Here is a 16,166-nt window from a genome sequence, read left to right on the forward strand (position 1 = left end):
TAAACATCTAAGATTAATTCACTTGCACGCTATTAGATGTTAATTCCGTTTCTTTTTCGTGGTGGTTTAAGAAACGGTTTTTTCTTTGCTCTTAAGCCAATCTGTAATTGATTGCTTGCCGTAAAGTTTACGTCCGTCAATATCCGCAACAGGCATCCCTAAAGTAGCCCAATAGCTGATAGTAGAGGGAGCAACACCAAAGTATTTAGCAATCTCTACACGGTTTAAATAGGGTCTAGGGTGGTTAAGAGTATCTTTGATCGTATTAACAATAGTTGTTTTAATTTCTGCTTCTTGCATGATTATTAGCCTTTTTCTAATTGAATTAATATGCATTATCAATAAAATCATTATGACTTTTGGCATAGCTCTTAATAATCTCTGTAAGGGACGAAATTTGATTTAATTGATCTAACGTTAAATCTTCAGGGCTTTCAATTTCTCTAATTTTATCGAAAAGTATACATAAACCTTTATATAAGTTATTACTTTCTCTTGCCATTTGAATAAATTTGTCGTCTAGTTTGTTCATGTCTATATTTTTCATGCTTGTAACTCCTTTTCGTGATTAATCAGTAAATTAAACTCTTCTCGCCCTTTAGGCGTTATTAATGTTTGTGGAAAACCTTGCCGACTGTCTTTTACTTCAAAATAATTATTTGAATATTTCTCATAGGGCATTAAGTCATTGTGTGCATCCCGATAGAGATATTTGTTATCTAACAGCCAATTAATAAAATCTTTGCGTTTAATTTTTAACATTTTTGCTGTTTTAGATAAATTAACCAATGTTTTACGTTTTACTAAATCATCAAAGTAATCTGCCTTAGGTTTCATTAAACGGTTCTCAATAGCTAAATTGGCATTCTCAAGCGTCAATTTCTTAGCTTGTTCCTGAGCTAGGGCATAACCACGTCTGATTATCTCAGCTGGATTATTCCATTTCTGTTCAACTTGAATGAAATACTCACGCGCCTGTCTGCCTTTGTTGTTCCGTTGAAGCATTGAGATTTGTTCAGCCATATTGACGGTTAAATCATGGTCTATAAAAGTCGTTTGATTACCTTGAGCTGTTAGTCTTTTTTGACTAACAGCTACATAATCAATATTTTTAGAGAAACCATACTCACACATTCTGCTAAACCATTTTGTGTATTGTGTTTCAATTTCTAAAAATTTGTATAATTCACGACCGCTAACTAATTGCTGATCGCCTTTTACCTGTACTTTAATCAATTCCTGCATTGTTGTTCCTTTCTATTTGATAGTTGTGTATTGGTCAATTAGCCAATCGTTAATACATTTAAATGTTTTCTTGTTAACGTTACGGTGGCCATGCTTGATTATGTCGTTAAGTGTCCACCTGTTAACACCTGTTATCTTTTCGAGGTCGGTAGTTGAATAATCAAGTTCACCTCGTTTACGTTTAAGTGCCAAAACCTGTTGTTCTGATAATTCCATTTATATCATCTTCTTTCTAACTCACAGATTACGTGAGTGATTAAAAGAATTATAATTCACGATATGCGTGAGTGTCAAGAAAAATTCACATCTATCGTGAGAAAAGTGGTATTATATTTTAAAAGAGGTGTAAATATGTCGAATAGATTGAAAGAATTAAGGCAAAAAAATAACCTAACTCTAAAAGAATTAGGCAAAAAAGTTGATATGTTAGATAGTACACTCAGTCAATATGAAAATGAGAAAAGAAATCCTAACGATAAGGTTTGGCAAAGACTAGCAGACTTTTTTAGTGTTTCTTTAGACTATATTAAAAATAAATATTACTCTACTCATGAGTTAATTGAAATTATTCATAACCTTTATTTTTTAATTAATGCGGATGGGAGTAAAAATTCAAAATTATATGATGATGTTAAATTGATTGATTCATATGTAAGTATTACAAGTCACGATAAAATTCCTTCAGAATTTTATAAAACAAGTTCTCAAAAGCATCCTTTAACTCAAAGAATGGAGAAGTATTGGTTAAGCCATTTTAGTGAAATTTTTGAAAATGAACAATTTAAAAATATACATAAAAGTCAACACAAAAGCGGACTACTTTCTGAACGTGCTGATAGTTATTTGGAAAAAGTATTTATTTTTGAGAAATTTAGCTGGTTTGTTAAGGATGCGTTAGATGATATAAAGAAAGTTATGCCAATAACGAACTTAGGCGCATTTTATCGAATGAATTTTGCAAATGAGAATAAACTTCATAGTGAAGCTATAAATAAGATAGAATATTATGATTTACCAGTCGCCAGAAAAGCAATTAATCAATATGCTGAAGTTATAAACAATTTGAGAGATAGAGTAAATTCCATTAATGATAATGAAGAGTATTTAAATAAGTATTTTGAAAACATTATTAATAAACAGTTTGTTGATGAAAATTTTCATACAAAATTTGATAAAATAGATTTTTCAGATATATTTGCGGAAAGCAATGAAATAGTTCAAGAAGCAAAACAAAGAGTGGAAAGTGGTAATAAAGATTTAAGAGATTACATAATTAAACATTCAGAAAATAAAGGTAAATTTCATTATGATTTTCTTGATGATTACAGAAAATACAAAGTTAATCATAACGAGGATACTTCAAAAATTGATAATCTTAATAAGCGTCTTGAAGCTAAATACGATCAAAACAAGTAATAGATGTTGCATAATTTGATAAGTTTGAATAGATTAGGATACTTTGATTAGTCTACCTTTGCATTACAGAACAAAAGAGGTAACTAAGCTATGAACATAATTGAATACGAAACAAAAACAGGTAAGAAACGATATAAATTCAGCCTGTATGCTGGTAAAGATACCAGTACAGGAGAACACTCATGGTAAGAAAAAAGGCTTTAAAAGCCTAAAGAAAGCCCGTGAGGAGTATCTAAAATTACAGCTTGGGAAAGGGTACAAGCCAATCAATGAACGCCGGTTTAAACTGTCTGAAATAATAAATATGTGGTTTAGAGATGCTCTAGTTCGGAACGATCTTTACTATCTGCTTACATTGCTTAAAGTTTAATACCTATAACTAATGCTGTCATGAAACGATACCACATAAATAAATGTTAAATATCTAAGATTAGTTCACTTGCACGCGTTGAACATACAAAGGATATAATTAACATGAATAATGAAATTAAAGAGTACACCACGCCTAGTGGTCAAAGTAGATACGGATTTAATATTTATGTAGGTAAAGACGAAGCAACAGGGCATACTATTCAAGTAAAAAAGCAGGGGTTTAAGAGTAGGGATGCAGCTGAAAAGGCATACTATGAGTACAAAATAAAAGTCCTTAATGGCGAATATGAACCCCTTACTCATAAACGGTATACAATGAAGGACTTATTTAAATTATGGTCTAAAACTTATAAGACAACGGTTAAAGAGAGTACATATGCTACAGCATTACTAATTTTTAATAACCACATTCTTAAAGAATTAGGTAATTTTTATATAGATAAGCTTACCATTTTTCAGTGCCAAAGTGCGGTAAATAAGTGGTTTGAAATTGCGCCTAAGGCATATAAAAGATATATCCGCTATGCATCCCGTATGCTAGATTATGCGGTTGATCTTGAATTAATTGATAAGAACCCCATGAAAAAAGTGGTTAGGCCTAAGTATATTGAGCAGCCAAAAGAATTTGATAACTTTTATTCTAAAGATGAATTAAAAGAGTACCTAGACTGCGCTAAACAGGTTAAGTTTCAATATTATGTATTCTTTAGGTTATTAGCCTATTCAGGGATGCGTAAAGGTGAAGCGTTAGCTTTAAAATGGAATAGAATAGATTTTTTGCATAAGACGGTTAGAATAGATAAATCAGTTAGTAGAGGACTAGAAAATCGTTTATACATTTCTACACCAAAGACACGGACGAGTATAAGAACCATTCATTTAGATAAACAAACAATGAACATTCTAAAAGAATGGCGAACAAGGCAACAAAAAGAGATGCTTAAGTTAGGATATAATTTTTTAAGTACGGATAATTTGGTCTTTGCAACTTACCAGAATAAGCCATATCAGCCCACTAAAACAACCGATTGGAATAATAAGATATGTAAGCATGGTAACTTACGGCATATTACTTCACACGGTTTCAGGCATACACATGCATCCCTACTATTTGATTCTGGAGCATCAATGAAAGAGGTTCAAAAAAGGCTAGGGCATTCATCAATTAAAACTACAATGGATGTTTATACTCATGTAACTAAGCAAAGCGAACAGGAAACAGTAACCGAATTTGAACGATATATGGAAAGTTAAGACTTCATATGAGGCTTCATATGTCGAAACTTCCACTATAAACGTTGATATTACAATGTTTTTAGTAGTAAAGTTCAAGACCTGTTTTCCCGATAATGAAGATTTGTCTTAGTTTCAATTAGCTTTAAACGTTGATACTAAGGCATTTTTATTTTTTCTGATTTTTTGAAATTACCTGAAATTAGGCTAAAAGACTTCATATTTTTAAGAGTACTAATCTTAGATATTTAGCTAAAGATTGATTTATAGGGCTTTTATAATAATCTAATAAATAGTTTGACCACCAAGAAGTACAAAAAACGACTTCATATTTTTTTAAAGATACAGAATTAACTAGCAATAATTTTATGATGCGTGGAGTTTGTTGAGTCTATAAAAAAAACTATTGTTTTAAAAGTATGCTTACCGCCAATTTTGGCTTTATATAAGTCAACAAAAAAGAAGTGGTAAGTTAACCGCCTCTCTGTATAAATCACTGTGGATTTAATTTCTAGTATTTATGATTTATCTTAGTTTCGACTTTAATACTAAGTCGTTTTTTTTTCTACATTTTTGGGGAATTACATACTTAAGTTACAACGTTTAGTACATCACTCTAGGGTGTTAAATTGTTTACAGGCTATTTGACGGTATAAAAAATCCTCTGCGTTAACAGAGGATCGTTTTAATGACTGCCTAAAGTAATCGGCTCTAGGACTTTTGAGGTTTGCCTCAAATAAGATTCATTCAATATCATTCTACAATATTTTAAGTCATTGTCAACGTATAAAATTCTGATAAAATGACTAATGGAATTACTAGAGACTTAATCACTCTCAATTATAGTAATTCTAGAAGGTGTAAACCTCAAATGGGTTCATTTATCTTGGGTCTAGTATCAGGGATACTAGCTAACTTAATTTCTTCATGGCTGTATGACCATTTTAAGAAATAGCCCAACATTTTAAGGGAGTAAGCAGGTAAATCTGCTTTATAGCAGGTAAATGGTATTTGAGGGATGCTAACCACCTCTTTATAAAAATAAAATGGTAGGCTTAATTTTTTAAACATCCCTAGTAGGATTACTGCATTATTAAATTAAGACTGAATTTTTAAATATTATCTGAGGTTAGATCAATATTTTATTACCTCCCTATCAAAAAAGTTTTAAAAATTAGGATATAATTTTTTAAGTACGGATAATTTGGTCTTTGCAACTTACCAGAATAAGCCATATCAGCCCACTAAAACAACCGATTGGAATAATAAGATATGTAAGTATGGTAACTTACGGCATATCACTTCCCACGGTTTCAGGCATACACATGCATCCCTATTATTTGATTCTGGGGCATCAATGAAAGAGGTTCAAAAAAGGCTAGGGCATTCATCAATTAAAACTACAATGGATGTTTATACTCATGTAACTAAGCAAAGCGAACAGGAAACAGTAACCGAATTTGAACGATATATGGAAAGTTAAGACTTCATATGTCGAAATTTCCACTATAAACGTTGATATTACAATATTTTTAGTAGTAAAGTTCAAGACCTGTTTTTCTGGTTACGTAATACCTTTATATCGACAATTAAAGTTGATATAAAGGTATTTTGTTATTTTAGAAAAGTTGGTGAAAATCATATAATGAATATGTAAGTAAATTTCTTAATAATATTCAAAGTGATTAGTATTAATTAGCAAATGATTTGAGTAGGATATTCGCATCTCAAGGGAGTCTTTGTTATAATAATAGCAATGTTTTTTGGCATGAATTAAGTTAACTTGAAACAGAATATTTTACATTTCAGCAAAAAAGTTTATAGTTGATACACGTTACTTGTAAAGGTGGTGCTATGATGAAAAAATCTTATACTAGAAGTGCAAATCAAGTTTTAGAAATTGCACGTGAACAAGCTCAAAGTTTTCATCATCGATTAATTGGTACTGAGCATGTACTTCTTGCGATGGTTATTGAATCAGATGGTGAAGCTGGTAAAAATTTGCGTTCTTGGGGAGCAACACCAACCACAATTCGTGAAGAAATTGAACGTTATACTGGATATGGTTCAGCTGGTAAAGCTACGTATATGGAAATGTCACCGAGGTTGAGTATGGTGCTTGCTTACGCGGGTACGTTAGCTGAACGTGGAAATTCATCTCAAATCACGACTAGTCATATTTTGTTGGGATTGATATTAAATAAGCAAGTATTAGCCTCAGTGATTTTACAAAATTTAAATATTGATTTAAATGGCTTAAAGGATGATGTTTTTCACAGCCTAGGTGAGGAAACTGATGCTGAAGATAGCTCTGCTGATAATAATGGTTGGTCTAATATTAACGAATCTGATTTTAATGGAGCGAATGATTCTAGTACAACTCCTACCCTTGATCAAGTTTCTGTCAATTTAAATGAGCGTGCTGAAAATGGTCGTATTGATCCGGTCATCGGACGTGATCAAGAAGTTTCTCGAGTAATTGAAATTTTATCACGTAGAAATAAAAATAATCCTGTTTTGATTGGTGAACCTGGTGTTGGCAAGACTGCGGTTGCAGAAGCAATTGCAAGCGCAATTATTGCCAAGAAAGTTCCACATGACTTACTTTTTAAGCAAGTAATTTCGCTTGATCTAGGTGGATTGGTCGCTGGAACTAAATACCGTGGTGAGTTTGAGGATCGCTTAAAGAAAATCATTAAAGAAATTACTAATGATGGTAATATTATACTTTTTGTTGATGAAATGCACACACTGATTGGTGCAGGGGGGGCAGAAGGGTCAATTGATGCCGCTAATATTTTAAAACCTTCGCTTGCTCGTGGTGATATTCAAATGATTGGTGCAACCACCTTTGATGAATATCAAAAGTATATTGAAAAAGATCAAGCATTAGCTCGGCGGTTTCAGATTGTTCGTTTAAATGAACCTACTTCGGAAGAATCATATGCAATTTTAACTGGTTTAAAATCAAAATATGAGGCTTTTCACCATGTTAAAATTGAAGATCAAGCATTAAAAAATGCCGTTGACTTGTCCAGTCGCTATATCACTAATCGGTATTTACCTGATAAAGCAATTGATTTGATTGATGAAGCCAGTGCAGCAGTTAAAATTAGATCGGGAAGAGGATCTAATAATCAGTTACTACAAATTAATGAACAAATAAAAAAAGTGATTGAGCAAAAGAATCAGGCTGCTGTTAATCAGAACTTTGTAGAAGCAGCTAAATTTCAAGAAAGGCAAAATGCGTTAAAAACAAAGCAGGCTAAGTTGTTGACTACGTTAGATAAAACTACGCAAAAAAGTGCAGTTGTTCAACCAGAAGATATTGCTAAAGTGGTATCTAATTGGACTGGTGTTCCTGTAACACAAATGAATCGCGATGAAACTAAACATTTGGCTAATCTTGAAAATTTCTTACATCAACGAATTGTTGGACAAGAAAAAGCTGTTTCAGCTATTAGTAGAGCAGTTCGACGTAGTCGTAGTGGGATTAGAGATGAAAATCGACCGATTGGTTCATTTTTATTCTTAGGTCCAACCGGTGTCGGGAAAACAGAACTTGCTAAAGCAATTGCAGCGGCTATTTTTGGCTCTGAGCGTAACTTGATTCGGATTGATATGTCAGAATACATGGATCAAGTTGCTAGCAGTAAGCTAATTGGTTCTGCTCCTGGATATGTTGGCTATGAAGAAGGTGGACAATTATCCGAAAAGGTACGGCGACACCCATACTCAGTTATTTTGCTCGATGAAGTTGAGAAAGCACATCCAGATGTTTTTAATTTATTGTTACAAGTACTTGATGATGGCTTTTTGACAGACGCTAAAGGTCGCAAGGTTGATTTTAAAAACACTATTATTATTATGACTTCTAACTTAGGTTCAAGGTCATTATTTGAGACAAAGGCTGTTGGATTTAATGCGGATAATACTAGTCAAACCAAAATGAGACAAGATCGTGTTCGTCAAGCACTGAAGCAATTTTTTAGACCAGAATTTTTAAATCGGATTGATGATACAATTATTTTCGATGAACTTAATCAAAAACAATTACGCCAAGTTGTAACATTACTTACGCATAAACTGATTATTCGATTAAAGAAACAAGGTGTTCAATTAAAAATTTCGGTTGCAGCAATGGATAAAATTGCTAAGGATGGTTATAACCCTGAAATGGGAGCACGCCCACTAAGAAGAGAGATTCAAAGTAGTATTGAGGATAAAATTGCAGAAATGTTAATTAACGGTGAAATTAAAGCTGGCGATGTGTTAAAAATTGGTTGTAATTACAATAAATTAAAATTTACTATTAATAGGGCTGCTGATAAGCACATGGTTAAATCAAACTAGTTTGTTGACAATAATAAAGAAAATTGATATCATTAACTCTGATTTAATAGCTGATTTTCAGGATTCTACTGATATATTGTCCAGTAGAATAATAAAGGACAAAAATGACAACAGTTGTTTTTGTCTTTTTTATGCTTAAAATGCCAGCTTTTTGAATTTGTAATTAAAATGTAATACTAGCTTTCTCTGATAGAAAGGATGTTTTCTCCTTGTTAAATGGACACGTAGTTAATTTTGGTAAACATCGAACAAGACGCAGTTTTTCACGCATTAAAGAAGTATTGAAACTGCCTAACTTGACTGATGTCCAAACAGAATCATATAAATGGTTTTTGGATGAAGGAATTAAAGAAGTTTTTGATGACATTATGCCCATTAGTGACTTTTCAGGTAAGCTTTCTTTAGAATACTTAGGTTATAAATTACAAAAACCAAAGTATACTGTTGATGAAGCGCGTGATCATGATGCTACTTATGCAGCCCCCATGCATGTTACTTTAAAGTTAACTAATCAAAAAACTGGTGAAATTAAAACCCAAGATGTTTTCTTTGGTGACTTACCATTAATGACAGAATCAGGTTCATTTATCATTAATGGTGCTGAAAGAGTTATTGTTTCGCAACTTGTTAGATCACCTAGTGTTTATTATTCAGGTGATTATGATAAAAATGGTCGGCAAATTTTTGGTACAACTGTAATCCCTAACCGGGGTGCATGGCTAGAATATGAAACAGATGCGAAAAATGTTTCTTATGTTCGTGTAGATCGGACACGTAAACTGCCATTGACTGTTTTAATTCGTGCACTGGGAATTGGCTCAGACGACGAGATTTTAAATATTTTTGGTCAAAGTGATACTTTGCAATTTACTTTAGACAAGGATGTTCATAAGAATCCGGCAGATTCCCGTGTTGCCGAAGCATTAAAGGACGTATATGAGCGTCTGCGTCCTGGTGAACCTAAGACGACTGATTCGTCTCGTTCCCTACTTTATGCACGCTTTTTTGACCCTCGTCGTTATGATTTAGCAACTGTTGGTCGTTACAAGGTTAACAAAAAGTTATCCTTAAAGAATCGCTTATATGGTCAAACTTTGGCTGAAACCTTGGCAGATCCAGATACTGGTGAAATTGTTGCTAAAAAAGGTACTATTGTCACTCATGAAGTAATGGAAACATTAGAAAAATACCTTGATCGTGACGATTTTAAGATGGTAACTTATGAACCTTCAAGTGAAGGAGTCTTACCAGATCCGATTGTTGTTCAAGAAGTTAAAGTCTATTCAAAAGTTAATCCAGAACGTGTAGTTAAGATTATTTCTAATGGGCATATCGACAAAGATGTTAAATATCTGACACCAGCCGATGTATTGGCTTCAATTAATTACTTCTTATTGTTACAAGATGGGATTGGAAATACTGACGATATCGACCATTTGGGAAACCGTCGAATTCGTCGTGTGGGCGAATTATTACAAAACCAATTTAGAATTGGTTTAGCAAGAATGGAACGTGTTGTCCGTGAAAGAATGTCAATTCAAGATCCATCAACTGTTACTCCACAACAATTAATTAATATTCGTCCAATTGTAGCCAGCTTAAAAGAATTTTTCGGCTCCTCACAATTGTCACAGTTCATGGATCAACATAATCCATTGGGAGAACTGACACATAAACGACGGATGTCTGCATTGGGGCCCGGAGGATTGACTCGTGACCGTGCAGGTTATGAAGTGCGGGATGTACACTACACTCAATACGGACGTTTATGTCCAATTGAAACTCCTGAAGGTCCTAATATTGGTTTAATCAACTCTCTTGCAACGTATGCAGTGATTAATAAATATGGATTTATAGAAACGCCATATCGGCGTGTTTCTTGGAAGACCCATAAAGTTACTGATAAAATTGATTATTTAACGGCTGACGTTGAAGATGATTATATTATTGCTGGTGCTAACACCCATCTGAATCCAGACGGTTCATTTAAAGACGACCTGATTTTGGCACGACATAAGGAAGATAATGTCGAAGTTAGTCCTGATAAAATTGACTATATGGACGTTATTCCCAAGCAAGTTGTTTCGGTTGCTTCAGCATGTATTCCATTTTTGGAAAACGATGACTCTAATCGTGCCTTGATGGGGGCTAATCAGCAACGCCAGGCTGCTCCATTGATTAATCCACATAGTTCGCTTGTAGGTACTGGGATGGAATATCGTGCTGCTCATGACTCTGGTGCGGCTATGCTAGCTAAGGCTCCAGGAACAGTTGAATATGTTGATGCAAATACAATTAGGATTCGTCGTGATGATAGTACTTTAGATAAATACACACTTGAGAAATATCGTCGGTCAAACAATTCCAAATCATATAATCAAACTCCAAACGTTAAATTAGGCGATAGAGTTGAGCAAGGGCAAGTTATCGTTAATGGTCCAACGATGGATCATGGAGAATTAGCCCTAGGACAAAATCCGGTAATTGCCTTTATGACTTGGAATATGTATAACTATGAAGATGCCATCATGCTTTCTGAACGTTTAGTTAAAGATGATGTTTATACTTCAATCAGTATTGAGGACTACGAATCAGAAGCTCGTGACACTAAGCTTGGTCCTGAAGAAATTACACGTGAATTACCTAATGTTGGTGAGGATGCTCTTAAAGATCTTGATGCTGATGGTATTGTTCGCGTTGGTGCTGAAGTACATGATGGTGATATTTTAGTCGGTAAGGTTACGCCTAAAGGTGTGACTGAACTTTCAGCAGAAGAAAGATTGCTTCACGCAATTTTTGGTGAAAAAGCTCGTGAAGTTCGTGACACTTCTTTGCGTGTTCCCCATGGTGGCGGCGGTATTGTTCGTGATGTTAAAGTGTACACACGTGAAAATGGTGATGAACTTTCACCAGGTGTTAATACTTTAGTTCGTGTCTATATAGCCCAAAAGAGAAAAATTCAAGTTGGAGATAAAATGTCTGGACGTCATGGAAACAAGGGTACCGTTGCTGCTGTTGTTCCTGAAGAGGATATGCCATACTTGCCAGATGGTACTCCGGTAGATATTTGTTTGAATCCAATGGGTGTTCCTTCTCGTATGAATATCGGTCAGCTATTGGAGTTACACTTAGGTCGTGCTGCTAATAGTTTGGGTATACATGTTGCAACTCCAGTATTTGATGGTGCTAGCGAAGATGATGTTTGGGATACAGTTCATAAAGCTGGAATCGATAAGGACGGAAAGACAGTTCTTTATGATGGTCGAACAGGTGAGCCGTTCCACAATCGGGTTTCTGTCGGGATAATGCACTATTTGAAATTGACACACATGGTCGATGATAAAATTCATGCACGTTCAATTGGGCCATACTCGTTAGTTACTCAGCAACCTCTTGGTGGTAAGGCACAGTTTGGTGGTCAGCGTTTCGGTGAAATGGAAGTTTGGGCACTTGAAGCATATGGTGCGGCATATACTCTCCAAGAAATTTTGACATATAAATCAGACGATGTTGTTGGTCGTGTTAAAGCATACGAAGCAATTGTTAAGGGAGAAAGAATTCCTAAACCAGGTGTACCTGAGTCTTTCCGGGTTCTTGTTAAGGAGTTGCAATCGCTGGGCTTGAACATTCGTGTACTTGATATGGATCATAACGAAGTTGAATTACGTGACATGGATGATGACTCAAGTGAGCACTTGAATATTGATACCTTATCTAAGATGGCAGAAGAGCAGCAGAAGAAGAAGTTAGCCGAAGAAACCGCAAAATCTGAGGATGAAGAAACTAATGAACCTCAAGAAACAGATGTTCCAGTTGTTCAATCCAATAATGACGATAAGATTTCTAAGTAAGTAGGGGGTTAAACTTTTGATTGACGTTAATAAATTTGAAAGCATGCAAATTGGACTAGCATCGCCTAATAAAATCCGTAGTTGGTCTTATGGAGAAGTCAAAAAGCCAGAAACGATTAATTATCGTACTCTAAAGCCGGAAAAAGATGGGTTATTTGATGAAAGAATTTTTGGACCAACTAAAGATTGGTCTTGCGCGTGTGGTAAATATAAGGGTGTAAGATATCGCGGTATCGTTTGTGATCGTTGTGGTGTTGAAGTTACTTCTTCTAAAGTTAGAAGAGAGCGCATGGGACACATTGAATTAGCTGCACCAGTGACTCATATTTGGTATTTTAAAGGGATTCCGTCAAGAATGGGATTGATTCTTGATATGTCTCCACGTTTACTTGAGGAAGTAATTTACTTTGCAGCGTATATTGTAATTGATCCAGGTGACACTGATCTTGAGTTTAAAGAACTACTAACTGAAGTTGAGTATCGTGAACAAAAAGCAAAATATGGCAATCGTTTTGAAGCAAAGATGGGTGCAGAAGCAATTCGCGATTTACTTCGTAAAGTTGATTTAACTAAAGAAGTAACCGATTTAAAGAAAGAGTTGGAAACAGCTACTGGTCAAAAGAGAACGCGTGCAATCCGAAGACTGGATATTTTAGATGCATTTAAAGATTCAGGAAACAAACCCGAATGGATGGTAATTGATGCTGTTCCAGTTATCCCACCGGATTTACGTCCAATGGTTCAACTTGAAGGTGGTCGATTTGCTACATCTGATTTAAATGATCTATATCGGCGAGTAATTAATCGAAATAATCGGTTGAAACGCTTATTGGATTTAAATGCCCCGAATATTATTGTCCAAAATGAAAAACGAATGCTGCAAGAAGCTGTCGATGCTTTAATTGATAATGGTCGTCGTGGTCGTTCAGTTGTCGGCCCAGGGAATCGTCCACTTAAATCACTTTCACATATGTTGAAGGGTAAACAGGGACGTTTTCGTCAAAACTTGCTAGGTAAGCGTGTTGACTATTCTGGTCGTTCTGTTATTGATGTTTCACCAAAATTGAAATTTTATCAATGTGGTGTTCCGCGACCTATGGCACTTGAACTTTTTAAGCCGTTTGTCATGCATGAATTAGTAAATCGCAAAATAGCTTCAAATATAAAGAGTGCTAAGCGAAAGATTGATCGTGAAGATGATGAAGTCTGGGATGTACTTGAAGATGTAATTAAAGAAAGAACAGTTTTATTAAACCGTGCTCCTACTTTACACCGTTTGAGTATTCAAGCATTCGAACCTGTTTTAGTTCCTGGTAAATCAATCAGATTACATCCATTAGCATGTGAAGCATACAATGCTGACTTTGATGGTGACCAGATGGCTATCCACGTGCCTTTATCAGATGAAGCTGTTGCAGAGTCAAGACTTTTAATGTTAGCTGCGCACCATATTTTAGCACCTAAGGATGGTAAGCCAATTGTTACTCCATCACAGGATATTGTTTTGGGTAATTACTGGTTAACACAAGCTGAAAAAGGTCGCGAAGGTGAGGGAATGATATTCAATTCACCCGATGAAGCTACAGTTGCATATAACAATGGCGACATTCATTATCATACTATTATTGGGATGTCTGCTGACTCAATGCCAAGAAAAGCTTGGCCTAAGGGATTGGAACATGGTATTTTTATTACGACATATGGTCGTGTGATTTTTAACCAAATTTTTCCAGAAGATTATTTCTATATTAATGAACCGACTGAAGAAAATTTAAATCATCCGCTTGCAAACAAGTACTTTTTGGAACCAGGGGAAGATATTCATGAAAAAATTGATAATGTAGCCGGTGAATTGATTTCAACACCGTTCAAGAAATCATTTTTGTCAGACTCTATTGCGACCATTTACAAGTATTATAAAGTTCAAAGAACTTCTGAATATTTAGATGATTTAAAAACTTTAGGATATACTAGTTCAACTACTTCAGGAATTACAATTGGTATGACTGATGTTCCTGAAATTGATGATAAAGATGAAAAAGTAGCTGTTGCTCATAAGCAAGTTGATATTGTTTCGAAGCAATTTAGAAGAGGATTAATTACTGAACAAGAACGTCATGATCGAGTAATTAGTATTTGGAACAAATGTAAGGATCAGGTTCAGGATGAAATTGCCCAGATTTATGATCCACGCAATCCAATTACAATCATGGCAGACTCGGGGGCTCGTGGTAATATTTCCAACTTTACTCAATTAGCTGGAATGCGTGGCTTAATGGCCACACCAAATGGAGGATTATTTGAAATTCCCGTTACTTCTAACTTTAAAGAGGGCTTGTCAGTTCTGGAATTGTTCATGTCAACTCATGGAGCACGTAAGGGTATGACAGATACCGCTTTAAAGACTGCACAGTCTGGTTATTTAACTCGACGGTTAGTTGATGTTGCTCAAGATGTTATTATTCGTGAAGATGATTGTAATACTGATCGTGGAATTGACGTACATGCAATCATGGAAGGTGACGAATTAATTGAGCCAATTTATGATCGTTTGCTTGGTCGGTTCACTGCAGAAACAGTTAAAGATCCTAAGACTGGTGAAGTAATTGTTGGGCCTAATGTCATTATGGATGAAGACTTATCGCATAAGATTTGTGATGCTGGAGTAACAGATGTTAAAATACGATCAATTTTAACTTGTGATACACCTCACGGTGTTTGTCGTAAATGTTATGGTATGAACTTAGCAACTGGTGAAGAAGTTGAAGTTGGCGAAGCAGTAGGTACTGTTGCCGCTCAATCAATTGGAGAACCAGGTACTCAGCTTACATTACGTACATTTCACAATGGTGGTGTTGCTGGTGCTGAAGATATTACTCAAGGTTTACCTCGTGTTCAAGAACTATTCGAAGCTCGTAATCCGAAAGGTCGCGCAGTTATCTCGGAAGTAGATGGTATAATTGATTCTATCCAAGAAAATCCTGCAGAGCATACACGAGAAATCACTGTTAAGGGTAAAATTGATACCAGAAGTTATAGTGTGCCTTACACTGCTTCAGTCGCAATTGCAGAAGGCGATGAAGTCAAGCGTGGTGACAAATTAACACTGGGATCAATTGATCCAAAAGAATTAATTCAAGTTACAGATACCTTAACAACGGAAGAATACATTTTAGTTGAAGTTCAAAAAGCATATCGGATGCAAGGGGTTGATATTTCAGATAAGCATGTCGAAGTATTAACTAGACAAATGTTACAGAAAGTTCGCGTACTTGATCCTGGTGAGACTAACTTGTTACCAGGTGAAATTATGGATATTGGTCAGTTTAAGGAGCGTAACACATCAGTTATTATTTCTGGTGGTATTCCTGCAACTGCTCAGAGTGTAATTCTTGGTATTACTAAGGCAGCTCTTGAAACTAACAGCTTCTTATCTGCTGCCTCATTCCAGGAAACAACACGAGTACTTACCGATGCATCAATTAGAGGTAAGAATGATCCACTACTTGGATTAAAGGAAAACGTCATTATTGGTAAGATTATTCCTGCGGGTACAGGTCTTCCAATTTATCGTAATATGGAACCAGAAGCGGATGTTAAGCAACCAGAATCAGTATACTCAATTGCAGATATTGAGAAGAGAATGAAGGAAGCTGACAAAGCCAAGGAACCTCAAAATTAATACTGTTTAACTAA

The 16,166-nt window shown here is 35.1% G+C and carries 10 protein-coding genes; 6 read left to right on the forward strand and 4 right to left on the reverse strand.

Annotated features, from left to right (window positions below; all coding sequences use genetic code 11):
• Nucleotides 1–66: 66 nt before the first annotated feature.
• The 4 genes from ACYIAQ_RS00115 to ACYIAQ_RS00130 are packed head-to-tail and all read right to left on the reverse strand — an operon-like array spanning nt 67 to nt 1,461.
• Nucleotides 67–336: a DNA-binding protein gene (locus ACYIAQ_RS00115; RefSeq protein ID WP_483563082.1), complete on the reverse strand. Its 270-nt coding sequence runs from the start codon at nt 334–336 to the stop codon at nt 67–69.
• Nucleotides 326–547 (reverse strand): hypothetical protein, encoded by a 222-nt coding sequence (locus ACYIAQ_RS00120; protein WP_483563053.1) that lies wholly within the window; start codon nt 545–547, stop codon nt 326–328. Before ACYIAQ_RS00120 ends, ACYIAQ_RS00115 begins: the two co-directional genes overlap by 11 nt.
• The gene (locus ACYIAQ_RS00125; RefSeq protein ID WP_483563054.1) at nt 544–1,245 is read right to left on the reverse strand and encodes a phage antirepressor KilAC domain-containing protein; all 702 of its coding nucleotides are present in this window, start codon (nt 1,243–1,245) and stop codon (nt 544–546) included. The genes ACYIAQ_RS00120 and ACYIAQ_RS00125 overlap by 4 nt, the downstream gene beginning before the upstream one ends.
• 12 nt (nt 1,246–1,257) lie before the next feature.
• The gene (locus tag ACYIAQ_RS00130) at nt 1,258–1,461 is read right to left on the reverse strand and encodes a helix-turn-helix domain-containing protein (protein ID WP_483563055.1); all 204 of its coding nucleotides are present in this window, start codon (nt 1,459–1,461) and stop codon (nt 1,258–1,260) included.
• Between the two features lie 135 nt (nt 1,462–1,596).
• On the opposite strand from ACYIAQ_RS00130, the gene ACYIAQ_RS00135 reads away from it, so the two are divergent.
• The 6 genes from ACYIAQ_RS00135 (at nt 1,597) to rpoC (ending at nt 16,152) form a co-directional block, all read left to right on the forward strand.
• A complete protein-coding gene (locus ACYIAQ_RS00135; RefSeq protein WP_483563056.1) occupies nt 1,597–2,661 on the forward strand; it encodes a helix-turn-helix domain-containing protein in 1,065 nt (354 codons plus the stop codon).
• A 474-nt stretch (nt 2,662–3,135) separates the two neighbouring features.
• A complete protein-coding gene (locus ACYIAQ_RS00140) occupies nt 3,136–4,287 on the forward strand; it encodes a tyrosine-type recombinase/integrase (RefSeq protein ID WP_483563057.1) in 1,152 nt (383 codons plus the stop codon).
• A 1,183-nt stretch (nt 4,288–5,470) separates the two neighbouring features.
• Nucleotides 5,471–5,749 carry a tyrosine-type recombinase/integrase gene (locus tag ACYIAQ_RS00145; protein ID WP_483563058.1) on the forward strand — a complete coding sequence of 93 codons (279 nt, stop codon included), beginning with the start codon at nt 5,471–5,473 and terminating at the stop codon, nt 5,747–5,749.
• Nucleotides 5,750–6,123: 374 nt separating this feature from the next.
• The gene (locus tag ACYIAQ_RS00150; protein ID WP_483563083.1) at nt 6,124–8,619 is read left to right on the forward strand and encodes an ATP-dependent Clp protease ATP-binding subunit; all 2,496 of its coding nucleotides are present in this window, start codon (nt 6,124–6,126) and stop codon (nt 8,617–8,619) included.
• A gap of 209 nt (nt 8,620–8,828) precedes the next feature.
• Nucleotides 8,829–12,470 (forward strand): DNA-directed RNA polymerase subunit beta, encoded by a 3,642-nt coding sequence (gene rpoB / locus ACYIAQ_RS00155; RefSeq protein ID WP_122018852.1) that lies wholly within the window; start codon nt 8,829–8,831, stop codon nt 12,468–12,470.
• Between the two features lie 16 nt (nt 12,471–12,486).
• On the forward strand, nt 12,487–16,152 hold the full coding sequence (rpoC, locus tag ACYIAQ_RS00160) for a DNA-directed RNA polymerase subunit beta' (RefSeq protein WP_483563059.1): 3,666 nt from the start codon (nt 12,487–12,489) through the stop codon (nt 16,150–16,152).
• Nucleotides 16,153–16,166 lie beyond the last annotated feature (14 nt).

The sequence above is a fragment of the Lactobacillus sp. X-49 genome (genome assembly GCF_057063645.1).